The sequence below is a fragment of the Amycolatopsis heterodermiae genome (genome assembly GCF_034929455.1).
Classification (GTDB): domain Bacteria; phylum Actinomycetota; class Actinomycetes; order Mycobacteriales; family Pseudonocardiaceae; genus Amycolatopsis; species Amycolatopsis heterodermiae.
On the sequence record NZ_JAYFSI010000004.1, the window covers coordinates 39,593 to 65,459 of the forward strand.

The 25,867-nt window shown below is 71.0% G+C and carries 23 protein-coding genes and 2 tRNA genes; 16 read left to right on the forward strand and 9 right to left on the reverse strand.

The window, feature by feature from the left end; genetic code table 11:
- Positions 1-42: 42 nt before the first annotated feature.
- Together VA596_RS19030 and VA596_RS19035 are read right to left on the reverse strand one after the other, a co-directional pair.
- A complete protein-coding gene (locus VA596_RS19030; RefSeq protein WP_323329719.1) occupies positions 43-651 on the reverse strand; it encodes a hypothetical protein in 609 nt (202 codons plus the stop codon).
- Positions 652-738: 87 nt separating this feature from the next.
- The gene (locus VA596_RS19035) at positions 739-3,639 is read right to left on the reverse strand and encodes an ATP-binding protein (RefSeq protein ID WP_323328979.1); all 2,901 of its coding nucleotides are present in this window, start codon (positions 3,637-3,639) and stop codon (positions 739-741) included.
- A 449-nt stretch (positions 3,640-4,088) separates the two neighbouring features.
- Here VA596_RS19035 and VA596_RS19040 point away from each other — a divergent pair, with 449 nt between their 5' ends.
- A complete protein-coding gene (locus VA596_RS19040; RefSeq protein ID WP_323328981.1) occupies positions 4,089-5,192 on the forward strand; it encodes a S1 family peptidase in 1,104 nt (367 codons plus the stop codon).
- 97 nt (positions 5,193-5,289) lie between these two features.
- Here the strand turns inward: VA596_RS19040 and VA596_RS19045 are convergent, their stop codons facing one another.
- From VA596_RS19045 to VA596_RS19055, 3 genes are all read right to left on the reverse strand, one after another.
- The gene (locus VA596_RS19045) at positions 5,290-5,694 is read right to left on the reverse strand and encodes an SsgA family sporulation/cell division regulator (RefSeq protein ID WP_323328983.1); all 405 of its coding nucleotides are present in this window, start codon (positions 5,692-5,694) and stop codon (positions 5,290-5,292) included.
- Between the two features lie 154 nt (positions 5,695-5,848).
- Entirely contained in the window at positions 5,849-7,048 is a 1,200-nt protein-coding gene (locus tag VA596_RS19050; protein WP_323328985.1) for an MFS transporter, read from the reverse strand.
- Between the two features lie 49 nt (positions 7,049-7,097).
- Complete coding sequence (locus VA596_RS19055) at positions 7,098-7,571, reverse strand: Lrp/AsnC family transcriptional regulator (RefSeq protein ID WP_323328988.1); 474 nt, start codon at positions 7,569-7,571, stop codon at positions 7,098-7,100.
- A gap of 214 nt (positions 7,572-7,785) precedes the next feature.
- Here VA596_RS19055 and VA596_RS19060 point away from each other — a divergent pair, with 214 nt between their 5' ends.
- Complete coding sequence (locus VA596_RS19060) at positions 7,786-8,781, forward strand: beta-ketoacyl-ACP synthase III (protein ID WP_323328989.1); 996 nt, start codon at positions 7,786-7,788, stop codon at positions 8,779-8,781.
- Here the strand turns inward: VA596_RS19060 and VA596_RS19065 are convergent.
- Positions 8,769-10,265 carry an adenylate/guanylate cyclase domain-containing protein gene (locus tag VA596_RS19065; protein ID WP_323328991.1) on the reverse strand — a complete coding sequence of 499 codons (1,497 nt, stop codon included), beginning with the start codon at positions 10,263-10,265 and terminating at the stop codon, positions 8,769-8,771. The genes VA596_RS19060 and VA596_RS19065 overlap by 13 nt on opposite strands.
- Positions 10,266-10,337: 72 nt before the next feature.
- Here VA596_RS19065 and VA596_RS19070 point away from each other — a divergent pair, with 72 nt between their 5' ends.
- Positions 10,338-10,835 carry an FBP domain-containing protein gene (locus VA596_RS19070; protein WP_323328992.1) on the forward strand — a complete coding sequence of 166 codons (498 nt, stop codon included), beginning with the start codon at positions 10,338-10,340 and terminating at the stop codon, positions 10,833-10,835.
- Between the two features lie 57 nt (positions 10,836-10,892).
- On the opposite strand, the gene VA596_RS19075 is transcribed toward VA596_RS19070, so the two are convergent.
- A complete protein-coding gene (locus VA596_RS19075) occupies positions 10,893-11,585 on the reverse strand; it encodes a FadR/GntR family transcriptional regulator (protein WP_323328994.1) in 693 nt (230 codons plus the stop codon).
- A 55-nt stretch (positions 11,586-11,640) separates the two neighbouring features.
- On the opposite strand from VA596_RS19075, the gene VA596_RS19080 reads away from it, so the two are divergent.
- Together VA596_RS19080 and VA596_RS19085 are read left to right on the forward strand one after the other, a co-directional pair.
- Positions 11,641-11,988, forward strand: a complete 348-nt coding sequence (locus VA596_RS19080; protein ID WP_323328996.1) for a VOC family protein — start codon at positions 11,641-11,643, stop codon at positions 11,986-11,988.
- 79 nt (positions 11,989-12,067) lie between these two features.
- Positions 12,068-12,841 carry a sulfite exporter TauE/SafE family protein gene (locus tag VA596_RS19085; protein ID WP_323328998.1) on the forward strand — a complete coding sequence of 258 codons (774 nt, stop codon included), beginning with the start codon at positions 12,068-12,070 and terminating at the stop codon, positions 12,839-12,841.
- Here the strand turns inward: VA596_RS19085 and hisC are convergent.
- Positions 12,831-13,886: a histidinol-phosphate transaminase gene (gene hisC, locus VA596_RS19090; RefSeq protein ID WP_323329000.1), complete on the reverse strand. Its 1,056-nt coding sequence runs from the start codon at positions 13,884-13,886 to the stop codon at positions 12,831-12,833. The genes VA596_RS19085 and hisC overlap by 11 nt on opposite strands.
- Positions 13,887-14,012: 126 nt before the next feature.
- Between hisC and VA596_RS19095 the strand changes: the two genes are divergently transcribed.
- The 10 genes from VA596_RS19095 (at position 14,013) to VA596_RS19140 (ending at position 23,549) form a co-directional block, all read left to right on the forward strand.
- Positions 14,013-14,642: a dienelactone hydrolase family protein gene (locus VA596_RS19095; protein WP_323329002.1), complete on the forward strand. Its 630-nt coding sequence runs from the start codon at positions 14,013-14,015 to the stop codon at positions 14,640-14,642.
- A gap of 18 nt (positions 14,643-14,660) precedes the next feature.
- Positions 14,661-16,640: an acetoacetate--CoA ligase gene (locus VA596_RS19100; protein WP_323329004.1), complete on the forward strand. Its 1,980-nt coding sequence runs from the start codon at positions 14,661-14,663 to the stop codon at positions 16,638-16,640.
- Between the two features lie 37 nt (positions 16,641-16,677).
- On the forward strand, positions 16,678-18,393 hold the full coding sequence (locus VA596_RS19105) for a phosphatidylglycerol lysyltransferase domain-containing protein (RefSeq protein ID WP_323329006.1): 1,716 nt from the start codon (positions 16,678-16,680) through the stop codon (positions 18,391-18,393).
- A gap of 66 nt (positions 18,394-18,459) precedes the next feature.
- Positions 18,460-18,549: transfer RNA gene (locus VA596_RS19110), tRNA-Ser, on the forward strand.
- A gap of 41 nt (positions 18,550-18,590) precedes the next feature.
- Positions 18,591-18,664: transfer RNA gene (locus tag VA596_RS19115), tRNA-Arg, on the forward strand.
- Positions 18,665-18,863: 199 nt separating this feature from the next.
- Positions 18,864-19,406 (forward strand): hypothetical protein, encoded by a 543-nt coding sequence (locus tag VA596_RS19120; RefSeq protein WP_323329008.1) that lies wholly within the window; start codon positions 18,864-18,866, stop codon positions 19,404-19,406.
- 106 nt (positions 19,407-19,512) lie between these two features.
- Complete coding sequence (locus VA596_RS19125; RefSeq protein ID WP_323329010.1) at positions 19,513-19,827, forward strand: hypothetical protein; 315 nt, start codon at positions 19,513-19,515, stop codon at positions 19,825-19,827.
- 255 nt (positions 19,828-20,082) lie between these two features.
- Complete coding sequence (locus VA596_RS19130) at positions 20,083-21,711, forward strand: glycosyl hydrolase family 18 protein (RefSeq protein WP_323329012.1); 1,629 nt, start codon at positions 20,083-20,085, stop codon at positions 21,709-21,711.
- On the forward strand, positions 21,708-23,060 hold the full coding sequence (locus VA596_RS19135; RefSeq protein WP_323329014.1) for a cellulose binding domain-containing protein: 1,353 nt from the start codon (positions 21,708-21,710) through the stop codon (positions 23,058-23,060). Before VA596_RS19130 ends, VA596_RS19135 begins: the two co-directional genes overlap by 4 nt.
- Before the next feature lie 105 nt (positions 23,061-23,165).
- Entirely contained in the window at positions 23,166-23,549 is a 384-nt protein-coding gene (locus tag VA596_RS19140) for a VOC family protein (RefSeq protein WP_323329016.1), read from the forward strand.
- Here the strand turns inward: VA596_RS19140 and VA596_RS19145 are convergent.
- Positions 23,536-24,864, reverse strand: a complete 1,329-nt coding sequence (locus VA596_RS19145; protein ID WP_323329018.1) for an aspartate aminotransferase family protein — start codon at positions 24,862-24,864, stop codon at positions 23,536-23,538. The two genes, VA596_RS19140 and VA596_RS19145, sit on opposite strands and share 14 nt — an antisense overlap.
- A gap of 87 nt (positions 24,865-24,951) precedes the next feature.
- Between VA596_RS19145 and VA596_RS19150 the strand changes: the two genes are divergently transcribed.
- On the forward strand, positions 24,952-25,863 hold the full coding sequence (locus VA596_RS19150) for a LysR family transcriptional regulator (protein WP_323329020.1): 912 nt from the start codon (positions 24,952-24,954) through the stop codon (positions 25,861-25,863).
- Positions 25,864-25,867: the final 4 nt, after the last annotated feature.

The window sequence follows — 25,867 nt, forward strand, 5'->3', positions numbered from 1 at the left end:
TGCCCACGGACGGGTGAGGGTCAACGGTCAAAAAGTGGACGGCTACTTCAGGTTGTTGATCGCCCAGGCGACCACCATCAGCGCCAGCACCAACGAGATCGCGGCCTGCAGCATCATCGTCATCTTCGCCCAGATCCGCAGCGGCAGGACGTCGGTGGGGCTGAACGCCGCCGCGTTCGTGAACGAGAAGTACAGGTAGTCCAAATAGGACGGTTCCCAGTCCTGGTCGGCGAGGTCCGGGTCGGCCATCTGCGGGAACTGCAGGTCCGGGAAGACGTGGTGGCCCAGCGCGCGGCGACCGGGGCCGCCGCGGTCGAACTCCCAGTACCACAGGGAAAAGGCCACCACGTTCGTCCAGTAGACGATGCCGCCGCTGATCAGCACCGCGCCCGCCGCCGCGGTGAGCGTGCCGGTCGCGATCCCGTAGACCAGCTGGCCGGCCGAACCGGCGTTGAGCAACGTCACTGCGGCCACCACCAGCAGCGAGATCACCCGCTCGACCGCGCTGAAGTGGTCCATCTTGCCGGGGTTGACCAGCAGCAACGCGCCCACGAGCAGCGCGGACAGCGACGGCAGCAGCCACCACGGCCGCACCGCGACCTCGCCGGGCAGGGCCAGCTGCAGGGCGAGCGTGGCGACGACGACGCCCATCGCGGGCCAGCGGGTCTCACCCGAGGTCCGGCGGCGCCACGCGGGAAGTGCCTCTTCAGTCACCGGGTCACGGTACGTCCGCGGCGATCACCCCGCAGGTGCGGTCGCCGTCTCGCCCGGCATCTTGCGGGCGACGTCCGTGCGGGACCGGGCCCCGAGCTTCCGCAGCACCTTCGCGACGTGCTGTTCGACCGTGCGCGGTGACAGGAACAGCCCGTCCGCGATCTCGCGGTTCGTCCGGCCCTCGGCGAGCATCCGCGCCACCTCGCGCTCGCGCGGGGACAGCTCGCTGCCGTAACCCCGCCGCCCGCGCTGGGACGGCGCCCACGCGCCGTGCTCACGCAGCTGGTGGCGGCAGCGTCCGGCGTCGCGGGTGGCGCCGAGCTGCTCGTACGCCTCGGCCGCCGCGGTCAGCTCGTCGACGGCGTCGCGGTTGCCGGCGGCGAGGCGGCACATCGCGGCCCGCTCCCGCGTGGCCGTCGCCGGGTACGGCATCGGCAACGCCCCGTAACCCGCCGCGGCCTCGTCGAACAGTGCGGCCGCGGCCAGGTGCTTGCCGCGGGCTTCGAGCAGCACGGCCCGGCCGGCCACCAGCGCGGCCGTCGCCACCGGCGCGTCACGACCTTCGATGCCCCGCGCAAACGCTTCCACCACGCTGTCCGCCTCCGGCCAGCGCCCGGCCCGCGCGTACGCCTGCGCCGCCGCCGGGACCAGCGCGGCCGCCCAGATCCAGACGCCCTTGCGCCCGGCCGCGGCCACCGCCGTGTCGGCCACCGCGCAGGCGCCGTCGACGTCGTCGGTCGCCAGGCGGACGCTGATCAGCACGCCGGCGGCCGACAGCACCACCGGGATCGGGCCCTGGTCCGGCGCGTGCACGCCCGCCGCGGTCAGGTGCCGTTGCGCGGCCGCGAACTCCCCGCGGACGGCGGCGAGCCCGCCGAGCACCAGCGACGACTCCATGACGATCGGGCCCAGCTCCGGATAGCTGTCACGCAGCTGCTCGGCCGTTTCGGCGAGCCCGGCCCACTGCCCGCGCACCCAGTCCAGCCGGACGCGGGTGCCCTGGATCAGGCCGATCGCGTACAGCGCGCCCGCGTCGGTCGCGCGCCGGACGCCTTCGGTCACCAGCCGCTGCGCCCGATCGAGGTAGCCGGCCCACGCCTGCCCGTCGGCGAGGTTGCACCACAGCCGGGCCAGCTGGACGCGCTCGGCGACCGTGCCGACGGTGTCCGACATCGCCTCGAACTCCGTCCACGCCGAGCCGTCGCCGACGTGCGAGGCGGCCGCGATCCGGTCGGCGGTCAGGGCCAGCCGCAGCTCGGGGTCCTCGAGCCGGTCGTACACCTCACCCGCGCGGGCGCGCCAGAGCTCGTGCCACGACACCGGGGTCAGCCCGTCGATCGGCTGAGCGAGCAGGGTGATCCCGCGCGCGGCGAGGTCGGGCCGGTCGACGAGTTCGCCGACTGCGCGCTCGACCTCCAGCCGGCCGCGGCCGAGCTGCCCGATGGTCCGGACCAGCAGCATGCCGAGGCTCAGCCGGATCGAGCCGCGCACCGACGGCGGCAGCGTCACCTCTTCGAGTACGTGCTCCAGCGTGCCGATGACGTCCGGGCGGAAGCCGCGCAACGCGACCTGGCTCAGCTTGCCCGCCACGCGCCCGGCGTCGGACTGCGCTGGGCCGGGTTCGGCCAGCACCGACTGCAGGAGGTCGATCGCGCGGGACGTCTCACCGCGGGCGATCGCTTCGTCGGCCGCCGCTTCGGCGTAGTGGCGCCACTGGTCGACGCGCCCCGCCGCGCGGGAGTGCCGGGCGAGCAGCGTGAGCGGGGGTGACGGCTGCGCGGCGAGCACCCGGATCGCCTGCGCGTGCAGCAGCGCGCGTTCCGGTCCGGTCACCGTGTCGTAGACCGCCTTGCGCGCCAAGGGATGCCGGAAGGCGTACTTGCTGTCGCCGGCCTCGCCGAGCACCCCGGCGGACAGCGTGGCGAGCAACGCCGTGCGCAGGTCGTCGTCGGACAGGCCGGCCAGTTCGCCGAGCACCCCCGCCTCGGCGCCGACCCCGAGCACCGCGGCGGCGCCGGCCAGCTGCACCGCCGGCCCCGGCAGCCCGGAAAGCCGTTCGGTGACGGCTTCCCGCAGCAGCACCGGCACTTCGAGGTTCTCCAGCAGGCGGTCGGAGAGGACTTCGCCGACGGGAAGCCGTTCGGCGGCGTCCCGCAGGGCGCGCAGGGTTTCTTCGACGACGAACGGGATCCCGGCCGTGCACTCGTGCAGCTTCGCGGCGAAATCGGCCGTGACGCGCGGCAGTTCGAGGAGTTCGACGGCCAGCTCGCGCACCGCGGCGACGTCGAGCGCGCCCAGCGCGACGCGCGCCGTGTGCACGTCGGGCCCGGTGCGGAAGGGCGGGCCGGGGCGCGCGTCGGGGGCGGTCCGGTGGGTGACGACCACGGCCAGCTCGGGCGGCATCGACCCGGCGAGGAACCGCAGGAGGTCGAGGGTGTCCTCGTCGGCCCACTGCAGGTCGTCGATCAGCACGAGCGCGGGCCCGCACGCGGTCAGCAGCTCCCGCACCGCGCGGAACACGCGGTGGCGTTCGGCGACCGGGTCGGCCAGCGGCTCGGGCCGTGGGGGAAGCGCTTCCGCGAGCTCGGGCAGCAGCGGCCGCAGCACGCCGGCGACCGGGCTGAGCGGGCCGAGCGGCGCGTCGCCCGCGGACCGCAGCGCGTCCAGGATCGGGCCGTAGGGAAAGGGTTCCCGCAGCGGCTGGCAGGTACCGCCGAGCACGCGGCCGCCGTCGAACTCGGGGCGCCGCGCGATCTCGGCGAGCAGCCGGGTGCGGCCCATGCCGGGCTCACCCTCGATCACCACGGCGGCCGGGCGCTGCCGGAGCACGCCGGCGACGGCGTCGAGCTCGGCGTCGCGGCCGGTCAGGCGAGCCGGTCCGGACCGGACGGAGACGGAGGTGGGGCGGGGCGCGGTCAGCCACATGTGACCTCCTCGACGCACACCGGGGGCTGTGCGCGGGAGCCTAAGCAGCGCTCAACCGTCCGTAAACCTTTCACCGAATAGGTGGCCGACACCGCGCACGCACGTCCGGCTACCGGTTGTCACCGGGTTGCCGGTGGAATCGCCGGTCCCGGGTCGCCGCGCGAGCGAAACGTCGGCGTCGCACGCCTTCCAGCAGCGCTTAACACGTTCAGTGAATCTCGGCCGCTACGGAAAGTAGTAGTCGGAAACCCTACTTACGGACCTGTCCGACCGGGTGACAACCGGCGCTTGGGGCCGCTTGGAGCAGGGGATACACCCGAGGTGAATGCGTATACCCATTCGCCGGGTGCCCGGATTGCACCGTAACGCCCATAACGGGGACGCTCTGCCGGGGGAGTTCCTCTGCGTGGCCGGTGGGGAGCCACGCGTAACCACCTCTAGGGAGAAGCATGAAGATCGCCAGATTCTTCGGTGCCGCTGCCGTTGCCGTGCTGACGACGGGCGCGCTCGCCGCGATCGCCGTTCCCGCGTCCGGCCAGGACCTGCTGAACCCCGACATCGTGCCGGCGATGCAGCGCGACCTCGGCCTGACCCACGACCAGGCGGTGGCCCGGCTGAAGAGCGAGGACGTCGCGAACCAGGTCTCCGCGGCCGTTTCCGCGACCCTCGGCGACGCGCTCGGCGGCGTCACCTACAACGCCACGACGGGCAAGGCACACGTCGAGACGACGAACGCCGCCCTGCTGGGCAAGATCCGCGAAGCGGGCGCGGAAGCCGAACTCGTGAAGTTCAGCGCGCGCCAGCTCGACTCCACTGTGGACACCCTGAACGCGGCCGACGCCTCGGCGCCCGCCTCGATCACCGGCTGGGGCGTGGACTCGGCCACCAACCGCGTCACGATGACCGTGCTGCAGGGCCACGCCAGCGCGGCCGACGCGTTCATCGCGAAGTCCGGTGTGGACAAGTCGTCGATCACGATCCTCCAGACGACGGCGAAGCCTTCGCTGTACGCCAACATCCGCGGTGGTGACGCCTACTACATCGGCGGCTCGTCGCGCTGCTCGGTCGGGTTCTCGACGACCACCGGCTTCCTCACCGCCGGGCACTGCGCCGCGCTCACCGGCGGCGGCTCCCTGACCGGGTCCAACGGCGCCGCGCTCGGCTCGTGGGGCACCTACCGGTTCCCGGGCAGCGACTACGCCTCGGTCCGGACGAACAGCAGCTGGACCCCGGTCGGCCAGATGAACAACGGCACCGCGGTGCGCGGCTCGTCCAACGCGGCGACCGGCACCTCGGTCTGCAAGGCCGGCTCGACCACCGGCTGGACCTGCGGCACGATCGGCGCCAAGAACCAGAGCGTCCGCTACGCCGAGGGCACGGTCAACGGCATGACCGCGACCAACGTCCGCTCGGCCGCGGGTGACTCGGGCGGCGGCTTCATCGCCGGCAACTCGGCGCAGGGCATCCTGTCCGGCGGCAACACGTCCGTGACGTACTTCTTCCCGATCGGCGCGGCGCTCTCGGCGACCGGCACCACGCTGCGGCTCGGCTGATCTTCCCCGGTAACAGCGAAAGGGCGGGTTTCGGCAGCCTCCAGCGCTGCCGAAACCCGCCCTTCGTTCCTCGCCGCGGGAATGGGAGGTTTGCGGGTCAGACGTTGCTGATCTCCTCGATCAGCCCGTCGACGTCGAAGTGCGCGCTCTCTTCGCCGAGCGGCACCAGCTCGTAGGACGCCTCGAGGAACGTCCGGATGTCTTCACGCTCCAGCTCGAACGACGCATAGCCGTCCGGTGACTCGATTTCGAGGGTCAGGAAGTCGTCGTCCTCGGACAGGTCCGGGCGGACGCGGACGTCGCCGAGGCCGGCCGGCTCGTCCAGGCCCTCGACGAGGAGGTCACGGGCGAACGTCCACTCGATCCACCGGCCCCGCTCGGTCCGGAACGCCACGGTGGCCGCGAACGGCTCTTCCGCGTGGTAGGAGAGGCGGGACAGGACGGGCGTGGTGCTCTCGTTCAGCACCACGAACTGGCTCTGGTGAATGGCTTCGGTGTGCACGGCCCCTCCTGGAGTCTCGCGGTGGTTCGCGCGGCGCGAACTGTTCGAGGAGGAGATGACCAGGGCCTACGGTCATGACGGAGAAACTCTCACGTTCACTTGATCGGTTGCATCCGTCCATTGTGGTGTAACGCCGGGCACATACCCCTTGCGTTCAGGCCGCGACTGATGGTGACGGTTCGCGCAGCGCTTCCGGCAGTTTCCGGCGCAGGACGAGCAGCGCCGGGACGGCTGCCGCGCAGGTCAGGGCCAGTACCGACCACGTCAGGGCGTTACCGACGCTGAGCAGGGCGGCGAGCAGGCCCGGCGCGAGCGCCACCGGCAGGCCCCAGGAGAGCTGGAAGATCGAACTCGCGCGTCCCTCGGCGCCCGGTGGGGCCGCCGCGGCCGCCGCCGCGGTGGCGGTCGGGCCGAACATCGCCTCCGCGATCGAGAAGCCGAGGCTCGTGAAGAGGATCAAGCCGGTCGCCACGGGCAGGGAAACCGCCTGCAGCGGGATCAGCAGCCCGAAGCAGGCCGCGAAGATCGTCGCGGCCCCGATCAGCCCGGCCGTCCGGCTGCGGCCGGCGAGCAGCGCGACGATCGGGCGCTGCCCCGTCACGACGGCCACCGTGCCGAGCGTGATGGCCGTCCCGGCGATCCACTGTGGACCGTGCAGCAGGTCGTGGACGACGATCGGCAGCACCGCGAACTTGCTCGCGCTGGCGAGCGTGAAAGCCATGTGGGTGAAGCAGAAGCCGGTGAACGGCCGGTCGCCGAGCACCGCGCGCCAGCTGCCCGGCGGCCGGACCGCGGGCGCTTCGGCCCGTGGCAACAGCCGGATCAGCAGGGCCGCGACGGCGAAACTGGCCGCGTTCACGTAGGCGAGCAGGTGGAAGGTCCACGGGCTGGTGATCGCGGGCAGCACGGCGATCGCGCCGGCGCCGATCCCCGCGCCGGCGAACCGCCCGGCGGTCTGGGTGGCGAGCACGCGGTCGGTGTCCCGGCCCTCGGTGAGCCGGGCGGTCATCGGCGCGTTGCACGTCCAGAAGAGCCGGTCGCCGACCCCGGCGACGACCGTCACGACGATCACCTGCCAGCTGCTGTGCACCAGGGGGTAGGCGCAGAAGGCGCCGATGCGCACCACGTTGCCGGTGACGAGCAGGGCGCGCGGGCCGAACCGGTCCATGGCGGCGCCGGCGGCCGGCCCGGCGACCAGCGCGAGCAGGGCGCCGGTGCTGAGCGACGTACCCGCGTCGAGCAGGGTGAGGCCCTGGGCGTGCACGAGGAAGAGCAGGGCGAACGGACCCCAGAGCCCGCTGCCGAGCGCGTCGATCAGGGTCGCGATCAGGAAGATCCGACGGTTCCGAAGCATGCTTCCCCCAGGTGGACAGCGCTCCAGGATATCGGCCCGCGGCCCCCGCCTACGGGCCCAGCGGCAGGTTGAGGCCCACCTTCACCCGGTCCATCGCGACGCTCGTGGTGAAGTGCCGGACGTTCGGGTTGTCGAAGAACATCCGCCGGGTGAACGTCTCGAAGCCGGCCATGTCCGGGCACGTCACGATCAGCACGAAGTCGGCGCTGCCCGTGACGTAGTAGCACTGCTGGACGCAGTCGTCGCCGAGGACCTGGCGGCGGAACGCGTCCAGGACCGCGAGGTTCTCCCGTTCCATCTCGACCATGACGACGAACGTCATGCTCAGCCCGAGCGCCTGCGGCGACAGCACCGCCACCTCGCGCTCGATGACGCCCGCCTCACGCAGCCGCTTGATCCGCCGCTGCACCGCCGCGGCCGAGAGGCCGACCTTTGCGCCGATCGTCTCGGCGATGGTGCGGGCGTCCGCCTGCAGGCAGGCGAGGATGGCGATGTCCAGCTGGTCGAGGTCGGGAGTCTGCACCTCAGCAGGCTAACCGGGACCACCGACGATTCGCCGCGGGTTAACGGACGGCTCACTCGCTCGTGACGGCGCTCACTACTCCGGACGCCGGGAAGATGAAACAACTTTTTCAGTGACCTGGAACACAACTGACCGGTCTACCAGGGGGTAGCCCATACAAGTGGAGAGACCAGCCGGACGCTCCGCCAACCCGCCGGCGTGGGGAGGCTCTCCCGTGCCCGCACCTGCCGCCGTGTTGACCGGAATCGGTTCGTGGTTGCCGACAAAAGTCCTGGACAACCACGAGATCGCCGCCCGGCTCGACACCTCGGACGAGTGGATCCGCACCCGCACGGGCATCCGTGAGCGTCGTGTCGCCGGTCCCGGTGAGTCCACTGTGGACCTCGCCGTCGGCGCGGGCCGCAAGGCGCTGGCCTCCACGGACGGCACGGCCGACATGGTCGTCCTCGCCACCTCCACGCCCGACCAGCCCTGCCCGGCCAGTGCGCCGCAGGTCGCCGCCCGGCTCGGGCTCGGCACGGCCGCGGCGTTCGACGTCAACGCCGTGTGCAGCGGGTTCGTCTACGCGCTGGCCACCGCGGCGGGCTTCATCGCGGGCGGGCTCGCCCAGCGGGTGCTCGTGATCGGCGCCGACACCTTCACCACGCTCATCGACCCGGACGACCGCACCACCGTCCCGATCTTCGGCGACGGCGCGGGCGCGGTGGTCCTGCGGGCGGGCGACCCCGACGAACCCGGCGCGCTCGGGCCGTTCGACCTGCACAGCGAGGGTGAGCACGCCGACCTGCTGTGGGTCGAGGCGGGCGGCTCGCGTCGCCGTCTCTCCGAAGACCCGGGTGACCGCTTCCTCGCGATGCAGGGCACCGCGGTGTTCCGGCACGCCTGCGCGCGGATGGCCGAGTCGTCGCGGACGGTCCTGGAGCGCGCGGGCTGGATGGTCGGCGACGTCGACCGCTTCGTCGGGCACCAGGCGAACATCCGGATCCTGCAGGCGACGGCGAAGCAGCTCGGCATGCCGGCCGACGCCGTGGTCGCCAACATCGACCGCGTCGGCAACACCAGCGCCGCGTCCATCCCGCTCGCGCTGGACGACGCCCGGCGCGACGGCACGCTCGCACCCGGCAACCGCGTCCTGCTCAGCGCGTTCGGCGCGGGCCTGACCTGGGGCTCGACGGTGCTGCGCTGGCCGGATCTGGGTCAGCTGTCCTGAGGTTCCGGGTCGGCTGTCCAGGTCGGCGTCGCCTCCTGGCGTCCGCGCAGCTCTAGCTCGCCGTGCTTGACCCAGAACGCGCGCTCGCCCTGCAGCGCGCCGGAGACGGCGGCGTCGCTCGCGAGGATCCGTGACGGCGTCGCCTTGGCCAGCTCGGTGAGCCGCGCGGCCTCGTTCACGGCGTCCCCGATCACGGTGTACTCGAGGCGGCTGCTGCTGCCGAGCTGCCCGGCGAACACCGGGCCGCTGGAGACGCCGATGCCGAGGTCGAGCTCGCCGGTCTCGCGCACGGCGTCCCGGATCGCGCGGGCCGCGGCCAGCGCGGCGGTCGGGGCGTCCGAGAGTCGGGTCGGGGCGCCGAAGATGCACAGCGCGGCGTCCCCCTGGAACTTGTTGACCAGCCCGCCGCGCGCGTTCACCGCGGTGACGACGACGGCGAACAGCCGGTTCAGCTTCCCGACCAGCTCCTGCGGCGGCGTCCGGTAGGCGAGCGCGGTCGAGTCGACGACGTCGACGAACAACGCCGTCACCTCGCGGACGTCGCCGGACAGGGACGCGCCGTACTCCAGCGCGTGCCGGGCGACCTCGGCGCCGACGTGCCTGCCGAACAGGTCCCGCATCCGCGCCTGCTCCCGCAGCCCGGCGGCGAGCTGGTTCACCGACGTCTGGAGCAGCCCGATCTCGCTGGAGTCGTCGACGTCGACGACGACCTCGTTGTCGCCGCGCGCGATCTTGTCGAGCGCGACGCGCAGCCGGTGCAGCGGCGCCGCGACCGCCCTGGCCAGCAGGCCCGTGCCGAGCGCGCCGACGACCAGGCCGATCACCGACAGCATGATCAGGCTGGCGGTGTGGTCACCCGAGCCGAGGTCCGGCGGCGTCGCGACGAGCAGCACGCCGACCAGGGGAACGCCGCAGGTCAGCGCCCACGTCACGATCAGCCGGGTCAGCACGGTCACCGGCAGCGAGCCACGCGGCGGCACGACGTCGAGCGCGATCGTCATCACCGGCCGCGCGACCCACTCGGCGGCCAGGTAGGTGAGCCCGACGGTGGTCAGGCCGCCGAGCCCGATGGTCGTGGCCATCGCGGCGGCGTCCGCCGCCGAGCCGAGGACGCCGGCCAGCACGCCCAGGACGGTGGTCCCGACCAGCCAGAGCGTCCCGCTGACGACGGCCATGTCGACCGGCAGCCGCAGCGCGCGCCGGGCCTCGCTTTCGCTGGGCGGGCGCCCGAGCACGAACCAGATCGCGGTCCGCCGCTGCAGCCAGGCCGTCCACAGCGTCCCGACGAGCAGCGAGACGGCGACGATCCCGGCCGCGGTGAGCCCGAGGATCCAGCCGCGGTCCCCGACGTCGTTGGGCAGGCCCTGCAGCAGCAGAAGCAGCGCGACGACACCCGACCCGGCGACACTGGAGCCGAGCCCGAGCCCGGCGAAGCCCAGGCTGGTGCGCAGGACGATCCGGAACCTCCCGCCGCTCTTGCGCACGGCGTCGATCGTATGGGGTGCGGCCGGAAAACGCGTGGCCGCAGCGCCGCGCCGCCGGTTACGGTGCCGCTCATGGAGCCACTCGGCCAGGAGGAGATCCGGGCCTCGTTCGTCAACTGCACCCGCGGCGAGGCCAAGGGCGTGACGCTGCCCGCCCGGCCCGACGAGATCCCGTGGGACCGGCGGGAGTTCCTCGGCTGGCGCGACCCCAAGGCGCCCGCGCGGGCTTACCTCGTACTGCCCTACGACGGCGAAGTCGTCGGTCTCGCGTTGCGGGCCGCGCCGTCGCCGAAGTCGCGGCTGCGCAGCAACACCTGCGGCTTCTGCACCACGACCCACGGCCTGGCCGACGTCACGCTGTTCTCCGGCAAGCGCGCCGGGAAGCTCGGCCGCGAGGGCAACACGCTGGGCACCTACGCCTGCGGCAACCTCGGGTGCTGCCAGTACGTGCGCGGTGAGCTGAAGTCCGACGTGCCCCAGCCGTTCGAGACCCTGACGCTGGAGGAGCGCATCGCGCGGCTCGAGGAGAAGGTGCACAAGTTCGTCGCGCGGGTGCTCGAGTCGCGTTAGAAGCGGTACTTCGCATCCGCAGCTGCAACCGCGTGACCGGCCGCATCCTTCTCCATCTCACTCCTCCGGGTGGGCGGCGAAGTCGTGGGCGTACGTCTTAGCGTCCACGAGGTGCTTGAGGGTGCGCTCACGGGCCTCGGCCGGGTCCGAGCGGCGGATCGCGTCGAGGATCGCGCGGTGGTCGTCGACGGCCTTGCGGATCTGCCCCGGCAGCCGCAGCGCGGCCCGCCGCTCTTCGCCGACCAGCGCGAGGACCGACCGCAGCAGCCCGGCGACGTCGTCGTTGCCCGCGTTCTGCGCGATCACCCGGTGGAACTCGGCGTCGGTGGCGATGACGCGCAGCATGTCGCCGTCCTCGGCGGCCTGCGCCATCTCCGCGACGTTGTCCTCGAGGCGGCTGACGACCTTCGCCGTCGCGTGGCGGGCGAGCCGGTCGGCCAGCGTCGGCTCGACGGTCGCGCGCAGGTCGAACAGCTTCTCGACGAGCTGGTCGTGCTCGGTGAACCAGGTGCTCAGCGGCTGCTCCCGCTGCTCGGCGACGTAGGTGCCGGAGCCGGCACGGATCTGGACGTACCCGATGGAGTCGAGCACCCGCAGCGCCTGCCGCAGCGACCCGCGGCTGATGCCCAACTCCTCGCACAGGACGCGCTCGGCGGGCAGCCGCGAACCCGGCGCCAGCTCGCCGGAGTCGATCATCGCGCGCAGGTGGTCGACGGTCGCGCTCCAGACCTGCTCGGTGTCCTCACCCACGGCCCCATCCTGCCGCACGCCCGGAACTGTCGGGGGTGACTGCCATGATCGCGGCATGACGGCACGGTTCAAGGACCTCGCGCTCGACGCGAACGACCACCAGGCCCTGGCGGACTGGTGGTGCCAGGCCATCGGCTACGTCCGCCACGAGTCTTCGGCCGAGCGCCCACCGGGCGACCCGATCCCGATCGTCGACCCCGACGGCAAGGGCCCGTTGCTCTGGCTCAACCCGGTGGCCGAGGTGAAGACGCTGAAGAACCGCATGCACCTGGACGTCGTGGGCGACCGCGCGGAGCTGCTCGCCCTGGGCGCGACCCTGGTCAGGGCGCAGGACGAAGACATCCGGTGGGACGTCCTCGCCGACCCGGAAGGCAACGAGTTCTGCGTCTTCGCGCCGTCCTGACCCGCGGTGGGTGTCTGACCAGACACATCTGCGTCGCGGGACGCGGCCACGGTGCTTAGGCTCCGCACGTGAGTGCTTCATGACGTGGTGGCACGCGGCGATCGTCCTGGTCGCCGGGATCTGGGCCGGGACCATCAACGCCGTGGTCGGGTCGGGGACGCTGGTGACGTTCCCGGTGCTGGTCGCGCTGGGGTACCCGCCGGTGACGGCGACGACCTCCAACGCGATCGGGCTCGCCCCCGGCACGCTCAGCGGCGCCTGGGGTTACCGGCACGAGCTCAAGGGCTACTGGCGGCAGACGGCGAAGTTCGCCGTCGCGTCGTTCCTCGGCGCGATCGGCGGCACGATCCTGCTGCTGTCGCTGCCGAAGGACGCCTTCGAGGCCGTGGTCCCGATTCTCGTCGGGCTGGCCGTGATCCTCGTGATCGTGCAGCCGCGCGTCTCGAAGTGGGTCGCGAAGCGCCGCGAAGAGAACGGCGAAGAGCACCAAGCCGGCCCGCTGCTGATGTTCTTCATCTTCCTCATCGGCATCTACGGCGGGTACTTCACCGCTGCGCAGGGCGTGATGCTGATGGCCGTCATGGGGATGCTGCTGTCGGAACCGCTGCAGAAGCTCAACGGCGTGAAGAACGTCCTGGCCGCCGTGGTCAACGTCGTCGCCGGGCTGATCTACGCGTTCGTCGCGCCGATCAGCTGGCCCGTCGTGCTCTGGCTGGCGATCGGCTCCACCGCCGGCGGCTTCCTCGGCGCGAAGATCGGGCGCAAGCTGCCGCCGATGGTGTTGCGCGGCGTGATCGTCGTGGTCGGCACGGCGGCCGTGATCCAGCTGGTCGTCAAGCAGTTCAGCGGCTGAACTCGCGCGCCGCCGCCAGGAACTGGTCGTTCTCCTCGGGCGTCCCGATGGTCACGCGCACGCCGTCGCCGGCGAAGGGGCGCACCACCAGCTTGCGGTCCAGCGCGTGCTCGGCGAACGGCATGGCCTGGTCACCCAGCGGCAGCCAGACGAAGTTGGCCTGCGTCTCCGGCACCTGGTACCCGGCGGCGATCAGGGCGTCCCGCACCCGGCCGCGCTCGGCGACGATGTCCTGGCAGCGCGCGAGCAGCTCGTCCGCGGCGTCGAGCGACGCCAGTGCCGCCACCTGGGCCAGCATGTTCACCGAGAACGCGACGTGCACCTGCCGGAGCGCGTCCGCGATCGCCTCCGGCGCCACGGCGTAACCGACCCGGAGGCCCGCGAGGCCGTACGCCTTCGAGAACGTGCGAAGCACCATGACGTTCGTGCGGCTGCGGGTGAACTCGACACCGTCGGGCACGTCGGGGTCGGTGACGAACTCCTTGTACGCCTCGTCGAGCACGACGAGCACCCGCTCGGGGACGGCGTCCAGGAACCGCTCCAGCTCGGCGCGCCGCACCGCGGTGCCGGTGGGGTTGTTCGGGTTGCACACGAAGACGACGCGCGTGCGGTCGGTGATCGCCGCCAGCATCGCGTCGAGGTCGAGCTCCTGGCCCTCGGTGATCGGGACGAGCACCGGCACGGCGTGCGCCACCTGCGTCACGATGGGGTAAGCCTCGAACGAGCGCCAGCCGAAGAGCACCTCGTCACCGGGGGCGCAGGACGCCTGGATCGTCTGCTGGCACAGCGAAACCGAGCCGCAGCCGATGGCGACGCGCTCCACCGGGACGTCCAGGTCGCGCGCCAGCCGCTCCCGCAGCACCTGCGAACCGGTGTCCGGGTAACGATTGATGCGAGCCGCCGCCTCGGCGATCGCCGCCGCGACGCTCGGTAGCGGGCCGCCGGGCACCTCGTTGCTCGCCAGCTTGATCGCGCCTTCGATCGTCCGGCCAGGGATGTACTTCGGCAACGATTCGAGATCGGCACGCGGGGACACGGACGACATCTTCGGCGCTCCTCGGGTTCAGCGGTACGGCCCCGCAACCGTATCTTTTCCGGTCGTCGTCCCGCGACTCCCTTCGGGCGGGCGACGGGGTTCCTCCCGTTCACCTCGAGGTGATTGAGTAACGCAATGACGTCGACCAGCACCGTGGACTACCAGCGCACCGACGGCGCCGCCCTGCGCCTCACGTTTTCGGAACCCGAAGGCGCGCTACGCGGCGGCCTGGTCGTGCTGCACGAAGTGGACGGGGTCACCGACGGGGTGAAGCTGCTGCTCGCCAGCCTCGCGACGGAAGGCTGGCTGACCGTCACGCCGCACCTCGACGGCCGGCGCCTCACCCAGCAGGACCTGCTCGACGCGACGGACATCACACTCGCCTGGCTGGTCGAACGCGGCGTCCAGGGTGACCTCCTCGGCGTGATGGGCTTCGACCTCGGCGGTTCCGCCGCGCTGGTCGTCGCCTCGCACCGGAGGCTGGGCGCCGCGGTGAGCGTCGGCGGCCAGCAGGCCGCGGAGCTGCCGACGCTGGTCGAGATCGCCGGGAAGCTCACCAGCCCGTGGCTCGGCATGTACGGCGACGCCGGTGACGAAGCGGGCGGCGCGGAGGTGGAGCGCCTGCGTGACGCGGCCGCGTCGGCGAAGGTCGCCACCAACGTCGTCCACTACCCGGGTGCGAACCACCGTTTCGACGCCGACCCCGGCGCGGCCGCGGAGGCCTGGCAGCGCACCCTCAACTGGTTCGACGCACACCTGCGTTAGGCGGATTACGCTCGGGGAGTGACGTACACCGCCGACGCTCCCGAAGTCCTCTGGCGCCCCGAGCCGGGCCACGTTGCCGACACCAAGATCGAAGCCTTCCGTCAGTGGCTGCGTGCCGAACGCGGTGTCGAGGCGGACGACTACACGTCGCTCTGGCGGTTCTCCGTCGAGCAGGTCCCGGACTTCTGGGCGGCGGTCGCGGACTTCCTCGGCGTCCGCTGGCACGACCGGCCGCGCGACGTCCTGTCGGGTGGGATGCCGGACGCCGTCTGGTTCGAGGGCGGCACGCTGAACTACGCCGAGCACGCGCTCACCCCCGGCGTCGCGGGCGCCGCGAAGGGTGACGACGAGACCGCGGTGATCTTCCACCGTGAAGACGGCTTCGCGGACCACCTCACCTACGGCGACCTGCGCGCGCAGGTCGCCGCCGCGCGGGCGGCGTTCGTCGAGCTGGGTGTCGGCAAGGGCGACCGCGTCGTCGCGCTGGCGCCGAACTGCCCGCAGACGCTGGTCGCGTTCCTCGCCGCGGCGAGCATCGGTGCGATCTGGTCGTCGTGCTCGCCGGACTTCGGTGTCCGCGCCGTCGCGGACCGGTTCGTGCAGATCGAGCCGAAGCTGTTCTTCGCGGTCAACGCCTACGCCTACAACGGCCGGCGGTTCGACATCCGCACCACCGTCGCCGACCTGCAGCAGAAGCTGCCGTCGCTGGCCGCGACCGTGCTCGTCGAGTACGTCGGCGACGGCCGCATGGAAGGCACGCACGACTGGGCTTCGCTGCTCGCGAAGCACGAAGGCGCCGCGCTGGCGTTCGAGCCGGTCGAGTTCGCGCACCCGCTGTGGGTGCTCTACTCGTCGGGCACCACCGGCCTGCCCAAGGGCATCGTCCACGGCCACGGCGGCATCACGCTGGAGCACCTCAAGGCGCTCGCGCTGCAGACCGACCTCGGCCCCGGCGACCGGTTCTTCTGGTTCAGCACCACCGGCTGGATGATGTGGAACTTCCTCATCTCCGGCCTGCTCGTCGGCACCACGATCGTGCTGTACGACGGCAGCCCGGGCTACCCGGACCTCAACGCGCTCTGGCACCTGGCCGAGCAGCACCGCGTCACGTACTTCGGCACGTCGGCGCCGTTCATCCAGAGCTGCCTGAAGGCCGGCATCAAGCCCGCCGAGCGGTACGACCTGACGGCGTTGCGCGCGGTGGGCTCGACCGGCGCGCCGCTGAGCGTCGAGGGCTTCCGGTGGATCGTCAACGAGGTCGGCAGCAAGGTGCAGATCTGCTCGGTCTCGGGCGGCACCGACCTGTGCGCGGCCTTCGTGGCGTCCGCGCCCGACATCCCGGTCTGGCTCGGCGAGCTCTCCTGCCCGGCGCTCGGCGCCGCGGTCACCGCGTTCGACGAGGCCGGCAACGCCGTCGTCGAGCAGGTCGGCGAGCTGGTCATCACTGAGCCGATGCCGTCGATGCCGGTGTTCTTCTGGAACGACCCGGACGGCTCGCGGCTGCGTGAGGCGTACTTCGAGATGTACCCGGGGTTGTGGCGCCACGGCGACTGGATCCGGATCACCAACCGCGGCTCGGCGGTGATCTACGGCCGTAGCGACTCGACGCTCAACCGCGGCGGCGTCCGGATGGGCACCGCGGAGTTCTACCGGGTCGTCGAGGGCTACGACGAAGTCGCGGACTCGCTGGTCGTGGACACCTCGGCGGCCGGGAACGAGGACGGCCGGCTGATCTGCTTCGTGGTGCTCGCGGACGGCGTCAAGATCGAAGACATCGAGCCCACGCTGCGGAAAGAGCTCCGTAGCGCCCTGTCACCGCGCCATGTACCCGATCGGTTCGTCGTGGTCTCCGAGATACCTCGTACCTTGAACGGTAAGAAGTGTGAGGTACCGGTGAAGAAGATCCTCGCCGGTGTGGCTCCCGACCGGGCCGTCAGCCGTGACGCGCTGGCCAACCCGGCGGCGCTGACGCCGTTCGTGGAGCTCGCCGGGGGGTAGATGGGGGAAGCATGATCGCCTGCAACGGGTTGCACAGGTGGTGACGGGGACTCGCGCGCAGACCACCTGGCGGGTGGCGGGGACCACTTCCGTGGGGGTGATCACCTGGGTGACCCGGCTGGCCGGGCTGATGACGCTCGTCGCGGTCCTGGTCCCGGCCGGGCGCCGGAACCTGCGCGGGCACCTGTCGGAGTGGCTGGAGCTGCCGCAGGAGGCGACGGTGGCCGCGGCGACCGTCGCGCTGGTCACCGGCGTCCTGCTGGTGCTGCTGGCCGCCGGGCTGCGGCGGCGCAAGCGGCGCGCGTGGCAGCTGGCCGTCGGCGCGACGGTGCTGCTCACGGTGTCGCACATCGGGCTCAAGCACGTCTTCGGTGCCGGCCTGGTGTCCGTCGTGCTGCTGGTCGGCCTGATCGCGACCAGGAGGTACTTCATCGCGAAGCCGGACCCGGTGGTCGGGCGCTGGCGCGCGGTGCGGAGCTTCGCCGAGCTGGCGCTGGCCGGGTTCGTGATCAACCTCATCCTGCTGTCGGTGGCCTCGCGCGCGGTGCTGGAGCCGATGAGCTTCGCGGACCGGATGGCGGAGTCGTCGCTGGCGCTGGTCGGCGTCAGCGGGCCGGCGGTGTTCCACGGCATGTGGCTGGAGGACCTGACGGCGGCCGTCGGCCTGCTCTTTGGCATCGCGGCGGTGCTGGTGTCGGCGTACTTCCTGCTGCGCTCGGCCGAGCCGGCGCCGAGGCTGTCCGACGACGAGGTCGAGCGCCTGCGCAAGCTGCTCGACGAGCACGGCGAGCGTGACTCACTGGGGTACTTCGCGCTGCGCCGGGACAAGTTCGCGGTGTTCTCCCGCACGGGCAAGGCCGCGGTCACCTACCGCGTGATCGCCGGCGTCGCGCTCTGCTCGGCCGACCCGCTCGGCGACCACGAAGCCTGGCCGGGCGCGATCGAGGAGTACCTGGAGGTCTGCAAGCGCAACGGCTGGGTCCCGGCCGCGATGGGCGTCTCGGAGCTGGGCGCGACGGTCTGGGCCCGCTTCGGCCTCGAAGTCCTGGAGATCGGCGACGAGGCCGTCGTCGACGTCGACGGCTTCACCCTCGACGGCCGCGTCATGCGCGGCGTCCGCCAGGCGGCGGCCCGCACGAAGCGCGCGGGCTACAAGGTCCTGGTGCGCCGGACCGAGGACCTGCGCCCGGGCGAGCTGGCCGAGCTGGAGGCCCTGGCCGCGAACTGGCGCGGCACGGACACCGAGCGTGGTTTCTCGATGGCACTGGGACGCATGGGGGACCAGGGTTCGGTGCTGGTGACGGCCGAGCAGGGCGGGCGCGTGCGGGGCGTCCTCCAGTTCGTCCCGTGGGGCGAGGCGGGGCTGTCCCTGGACGTCATGCGCCGCGACCGCGCGGCCGACAACGGCGTCAACGAGCTGATGATCTCGGAACTCCTGCTGTCGGCGGCCCGCCACGGCGTCACGCAGGTGTCGCTGAACTTCGCGGCCTTCCGCGCACTGATGGAGCAGGGCCAGCGCATCGGCGCCGGCCCGGTAGCCAAGACGGCGGCGAAGGTGCTGCACTTCTTCTCGCGCTGGATCCAGATCGAGACGCTCTACAAGTTCAACGCGAAGTTCCAGCCGCGCTGGGTCCCGCGCTACCTGGTCTACCCCGGCGTCCGCGAACTACCCCGGGTCGGCATCGCAACGTTCGAGGCGGAAGGCCTCGGCGGACGATCTCCACGCCTGCTCAGACTGCTGCGCCGGGCGTGACGGGGGGTGGTTACACAGGGGGTTCGGGGGGTGTGTAACCTATCTGAGCAGTGGTCGTTGGGCCCAGGAGGCTTCGCCTAGTCTGGTCTATGGCGCCGCACTGCTAATGCGGTTGGGGGTAACCCCCCCTCCCGGGTTCAAATCCCGGAGCCTCCGCTGGTACTCGGTTCGCCGGGTGCTAGGTTACAACTGAACACGCGCCCGTAGCTCAGCTGGATAGAGCATCTGACTACGGATCAGAAGGTCAGGGGTTCGAATCCCTTCGGGCGCACGTCTGGTTGAGACAGCAGTACAAGAAGCCCTCCTGCTTTGCAGGGGGGCTTCTTTCTTTTCCGGCGAATAGCCGGATCGGTTCTGCACTAACCCGTTCGGCCCCTTCTCGACGAGCTCGTCGAGAAGATCATCGACAGGGCGATCGAGTTCTCCAGATCACGCCGCCGGGAAAGCCGGAGCGGACGTCGGGCGGCCAGGTGCTCGGGTTCGGGATCTCCTTCGTCGACGGCTTCGAGTACGGGTCCGGCAACGACGCCGGCACGCGCGTCTACGGCCACTTCGAGTCGGCCCGCGAAGCCGCCTGGACCATCTCGATGACCAGCGAGGGCAACAAGGTCAGCGGCGTCGGCAACCCCGTGCTCAAGGACGTCGAATTCCTGCAGAAGAAGATCGGCGGGGACGACATGAACGGGGCGATGATCCTCGCGTTCGACCAGAACTTCTGCACCCCGCTGCCGGCCGTGATCCACGGCCAGTACGCCGTCGCCGCGCTCGCCGGGGCGACCCTGTGCGCCGAGCAGGAGATCTGGCGCAAGGCCCGGGAAGACGTCCTCACCATCGCCCGGCGCACCCTCGAGGCGATGGAAGACCAGGGCCGGGGCGTCGTCAACGACGGTCTCGCCATCGTCACCGCCGTGTTCGGCGTCGCCGCGCTCCCGGCGCTGGCCACGCTGCTCGACGCGGCCGGCCCGCCGAACAAGACCGAGGTCCAGTTCGCCGGCGCTCACCTGACGAGGTGATCGGCAAGGCGACGGAGGCACTGAAACGCTGACGAACCAGGCTCGCGTCGGTGACCTGAACTTCCTCGCCGCGGAAACGCTGCCCCACGTCGGGCACGAGTTCTCCGTGGCATCCGACGCGCTCAACTCCGGTGGCGAGTGCTCCCGCGAGTGGATGCGGCCGGCCGAGATCGGCGTCTCTGACTCGCCGGACGGGCCTCACGCGGCCTGGGCCGCGCTGGTGTCACTGGCCGAGGACCTCGTGCTCGACCTCGCGTGGGAGATCAAGGCGAGCGCGGAGCACCTGGAGATCGCGTCTCACCGGATCGGGCAGAACGAGGCCGAAGTGGAGGCGGCCCTGCGCCGGCACGCCGCGAAACTCACGGGCAGCGGGCGCGACCCGATCGGTGGCGCCGACGAGTGGCTGAACGAAAACCGCTGACGCGACCCGGCCGTAGCCGTCCCGTGAATCGGCTGCTTTGCGTAACTGGACTGGACCAGTAAACGCGCAACGCCGATCACGGAAATCAGCCGTTCGGCCGCCTTTCGGCACTCTCCGTACTCGTGCTTCCATAATTGGTCTGGACCACGTACCGTCTTCGCAAACGGCACAAAAACACCAACTGGTCCCCGTCGGTGGTGTTCGTGAACGCCGTGCCCGGAACGTCGCACAAAGCACCTGCGTCAAGGGAGACGAATGTCCAGAAAGAGATGGCACCTCCTCGGTCTGTTCACCGCGGTCGGCGCGATCACCGTCGGCCTGATCACCGTGCCGGCGAGTGCCGCCGGTGGGGTCAGCGCCAGCTACACCAAGGGCTCCGACTGGGGCACCGGCTACGAGGGCAAGTACACGATCAACAACGGCTCCGGCTCGACGCTGGCCGCCTGGACGGTGGAGTTCGACCTCCCGTCCGGCGCGAAGATCGCCTCCCTCTGGGACGGCAGCTACACCGCGGCCGGCCAGCACGTCACCGTCAAGAACAGCTGGAACGGCAACGTCGGCAACGGCTCGACCGCCAGCTTCGGCTTCAACGTCAGCTACTCCGGCACCTACTCCGCGCCGGCGAACTGCCGGTTGAACGGCGGCTCCTGCGACGCCGGCGGTGGCACCCCCACCACCACGCCGACGACCCCGACCCAGCCGACGACCACCCCGACGACACCCACCACGCCGACGCAGCCGACGACGACCACGCCGCCCCCGCCCGGTGGGCAGAAGAACGTCGGCTACTTCGTGCAGTGGGGCGTCTACGGGCGCAACTACCACGTCAAGAACATCGAGACGTCCGGCTCGGCCAGCAAGCTGACCCACATCAACTACGCGTTCGGCAACGTCAAGAACGGCCAGTGCACGGCCAACGACGACCCGTACGCCGACTACCAGAAGACCTACGACGCCTCGACCAGCGTCGACGGTGTCGCCGACACCTGGGACCAGCCGGTCGCCGGCAACTTCAACCAGCTGCGCAAGCTGAAGAAGCTGCACCCCGGGCTGAAGATCATCTGGTCGTTCGGCGGCTGGACGTACTCCGGTGGCTTCGGCCAGGCCGCGCAGAACGCCGCCGCGTTCGCGCAGTCCTGCTACAACCTGCTGAAGGACCCGCGCTGGGCCGACATCTGGGACGGCATCGACATCGACTGGGAGTACCCCAACGCGTGCGGCCTGAGCTGTGACGCCAGCGGGGCCGCGGCCTACAAGAACCTGATCTCCGCGCTCCGGTCGAAGTTCGGCTCGTCGTTCCTGGTCACCTCGGCCATCTCGGCCGACGGCACCAACGGTGGCAAGCTCGACGTCGCCGACTACGCCGGTGCGGCGCCGTACCTCGACTGGTTCAACGTCATGACGTACGACTACTTCGGTGCCTTCGCCGCGCAGGGCCCGACCGCCCCGCACTCGCCGCTGACGTCGTACTCGGGCATCCCGACGCCGGGCTTCTACTCCGACGCCGCGATCCAGAAGCTCAAGAGCAAGGGCGTTCCGTCGAGCAAACTGCTGCTGGGCATCGGCTTCTACGGCCGCGGCTGGACCGGCGTCACGCAGGCGACCCCGGGCGGCACGGCGACCGGCCCCGCGGCGGCCACCTACGAGCCGGGCATCGAGGACTACAAGGTCCTCAAGAACAGCTGCCCGTCGACCGGCACGATCGCCGGCACCGCGTACGCCAAGTGCGGCAGCAACTGGTGGAGCTACGACACCCCGGCGACCATCGGCGGGAAGATGAGCTACACCAAGCAGCAGGGCCTCGGCGGCGCGTTCTTCTGGGAGCTGTCCGGTGACACCACCAACGGTGAGCTGATCACCGCCATGAAGAACGGCCTGTCGTGACCCGCCGGTGGTTGCCCGCACTCGGGCTGGCGGCCGCGGCCGCCACGATCGGCGCGATGGTCGTGATCGCTCCGGCGAACGCGGCGGGCGGCGTGTCCGCGACCTTCGCGAAGGGCTCCGACTGGGGCACCGGCTACGAGGGCAAGTACACGATCGCCAACGGCTCGGGCTCGACGTTGCCGATCTGGACGGTGGAGTTCGACCTGCCGAGCGGCGCGAAGATCGCGTCGCTCTGGGACGGCAGCTACACCGCGTCCGGCCAGCACGTCACGGTCAAGAACACGTGGAACGGCAACGTCGGCAACGGCGGTAGCGCGAGCTTCGGCTTCAACGTGACGTACTCGGGTTCGTACGCCGCGCCGTCGAACTGCAAGCTCAACGGCGGGTCGTGTGCGGCCGGGGGGACCCCTCCCACCACGACCACACCGCCGCCTACGACGACGCCTCCGCCGACCACCACGCCCCCGAACCAGCCGGGCGGGCGCGGCGCGCCGTACCTGTACATGGGCTGGGGCAGCCCGCCGAACCCGCAGACGGTGATGAACGCGACCGGGGTCAAGTGGTTCACCATGGCGTTCGTCAACGCCTCCGGTGGCTGCAACCCGGCGTGGGACAGCAGCCGTCCGCTGCAGGGCAGCGCCGACGCCACCGCGATCTCGCAGATCAAGGCGGCGGGCGGCCAGGTCGTGCCGTCGTTCGGTGGCTGGAGCGGCAACAAGCTCGGGCCGAACTGCTCGACGCCGGCCGCGCTGGCCGGCGCCTACCAGCAGGTGATCAACGCGTACGGCCTCAAGGCGATCGACATCGACATCGAGAACTCCGACGAGTTCGAGAACGAGGCCGTGCAGGACCGCATCCTGAACGCGCTCAAGATCGTGAAGCAGAACAACCCCGGGATCCAGACGATCCTGACCTTCGGCACCTCGACGACCGGCCCGAACTACTACGGGAACCGGCTCATCGACCAGTCGAAGGCGCTGGGCGCCGGGATCGACATCTACACGATCATGCCGTTCGACTTCGGCGGCGGCGCCAACATGTACGCCAGCACCACCGGCGCGGCGAACGGCCTGCGGGACAAGCTGAAGTCGACGTTCGGCTGGAACGACGCCACGGCGTACAACCACCTGGGCATCTCGGGCATGAACGGCCTGTCCGACCAGCAGGAGCTGACCGATCTTTCGACGTGGACCCAGATCACCAACTGGGCCAAGACGAACAAGATCGGCCGCCTGGCGTTCTGGTCGGTCAACCGCGACCGCGGGTGTCCCGGCGGCGGTGTGCAGTCGGCGTGCAGCGGCATCGCGCAGAACGACTGGGACTTCACCAGGGTGACGGCGGGCTTCTGACGCCGCCGGAGAAAAGAGGCCTCCTTGCCGGCTCCCCGGGCCGGCAAGGAGGTTTTTTTGTATACCGGGCGGATCCTGTCCGGTATCGGCTCTAACGTCGTCGGCATGACCACGAAGATCGCTTCCCTCCGCATCATCACCGACGACGTCGCGCGGCTCGTCGGCTTCTACGAGCACGTCACGGGCCTGACCGCGACCTGGGCCACGCCGGACTTCGCCGAGGTCGAGACGCCGTCGTTCACCCTCGCCATCGGCAGCACGCGCACGGTCGGCATCTTCGCCCCGGGCTCGGCCCGCCCGGCCGCCAACCACAGCGCGATCGTCGAGTTCCTCGTGGACGACGTCGACGCCGAGTACGCGCGGCTGCAGCAGAGCGGGCTGGAGTTCGTCACCGAGCCCACGACGATGCCGTGGGGCAACCGGTCGTTGCTGCTGCGCGACCCGGACGGCACGCTGGTCAACCTTTTCCGGCCGGTCAAAGCGTCTTGACGGCGTCTCCGATCGCCTCGTCGAGGATGGACAAGCCGAGGGAAATCTCCTCTTCGGACGCCGTCAGCGGCGGGGCGATCCGGAACACCCCGCCCATTCCGGGCAGCTGCACGATGTTCATGTGCAGCCCCAGTTCGAGGCAGCGGCGGGTGACGCGCGCGCCCAGTTCGTCCGAGCTGCGCTTGGTTTCGCGGTCCACCACCAGTTCCAGGCCGGCCAGCAGGCCGCGGCCGCGGATGTCGCCGACGACCTCGTGCCGGTGCGCGATGCGCTCGAGGCCGTGGCGGAGCAGGCCGCCCAGCTGCAGGGCGCGCTCGTCGAGGTGGTCGCGGGCCAGGACGTCGAGCACGGTGTTGCCGACGGCGGCGGGCAGCGGGTCGGCGACGTGCGTGGTGAAGAACAGGAACCCGCGGTCGTGCGCCTCCTGTTCGATCTCGGCGCTGGTCAGGACGGCGGCCAGGGGCAGGCCGGCGCCGAGCGTCTTCGACAGGGTGAGGATGTCGGGGACGACGCCGTCGCGCTCGAAGGCGTACCAGTTCCCGGTGCGGCAGAGGCCGGTCTGGGCCTCGTCGACGATGAGCAGCATGCCGCGTTCACGGCACTTCTCCCGCAGGGCGGCGAAGTAGCCGGGCGGCGGCTCGATGATGCCGCCGGAGCTGAGGATCGGCTCGACGATGCACGCGGCCAGGCTGCCGACCGACTGCGCGTCGATCATCTCGAACCCGAAGTCGAGCTGGCGGCGCCAGTCCAGGTTGCCGTCGGCGTCGGTGAAGTCCGGACGGTACGCGTTGGGCGCCGGGATGGCGAAGTTGCCGGGCGCGGCGGGGCCGTACCCCTTGCGGCCGGCGCTGTAGGTGGCGCTCGCCGCGGCCTGCGTCATGCCGTGCCAGGACCGGGCGAACGAGACGATCTCGTGCTTGCCGGTGACGAGCTTGGCCATCCGGATGGCCGCCTCGTTGGACTCGGCCCCGGTGGTCAGCAGCAGCGCCTTCTCCAGCGGCGCCGGGAGCGTCTCGGCTAGGCGGCGCGCGAGGTCGACGACCGGGCGGCTCAGCATGCCGCTGAACAGGTGGTCGAGCTTCGCGGCCTGCCGCCGGACGGTGTCGACGATCTCGGGGTGCGAGTGCCCGAGGATCGCGCTCATCTGGCCGGACGTGAAGTCGAGGATCCGGCGGCCGTCTTCGGTGAAGACGAAGCTGCCTTCGGCGTGGTCGATGATTTCGTGGGTGAAGGCGCCGCCGTAGCGCACCAGGTGCTTGTCGGCGTCGGCCCAGAAGACGTCTGCGGAGGTGGTTTCGGAAGTCGGAGCAGCCATGCCTCCGACGGTAAGTCCGGTTCGAGCGTCACGTCCATCTCACAATTCCGACTGTCTTGTTCGGTTTTCCTGCACAACAATGAGCGGATGTTGAACCCGTGGCGCCTGCGGCTCCTGAGTCGCCTCGACACCCTGGGCACGGTCCGTGCGGTCGTGCAGGACGCGAACCTGAGCGCGTCGAGCGTGTCGCAGCAGCTGGCCGTTCTCGAAGCGGAAACCCGCACCCAGCTGCTGGAACGCACCGGCCGCCGGGTCCGGCTCACGCCGGCCGGCCTGATGCTGGCCCGGCGCGCCCGGGCGATCCTCGACCACATGGACACGGTCGAGGCGGAGCTGCGCGGCCTCGGCGACGAGCCGGTCGGCCTGGTCCGGCTCGGCGCCTTCCAGAGCGCGATCCACACGATGGCGGTCCCGGCGGTGACCCGGCTGGCGGCGGCGTACCCGCACCTGGACGTCGAGCTCCTGGAGCTGGAGCCGCACGAGAGCATCCCGGCCCTGCGCGGCGGCGACGCGGACGTCATCATCACGACGACCGACTTCGTCGAGCTGCCCCTGGGCCCGGACCTGGACATCGTCCCGCTGGCCACCGACCCGATCGTGCTGGTGACGGCCTCGGGCGGCCCACCCGTCTCCCTGGCGGCGTTCGCCGACGAGCCGTGGGCCCTGGACGTCCCGCAGTCGTACATGGCGAACCTGACCCTGCGCCTGTGCCGCGAGTCGGGTTTCGAGCCGCGGGTGGTGTGCCGCTTCGCCAACTACCTGATGACGCTCCAGCACGTCGAGGCCGGCCTGTCGATCGCCCTGCTCCCGGGCTTGGCGGTGGACCGCCGCTACCGGGTGGCGACACGCGAGCTGACGACCCCGGTGAACCGCACGATCGTGGCAGCGGTCCGTCGCGGCTCACCGTTGCGAGCGGCGGTCAACGTGGTGCTCGACGCCCTGCGGCAGCAACCGGACCTCCCGGCGCTGGCCGAATGGTCCGGTGCAGGCGCAGACTGAGCGC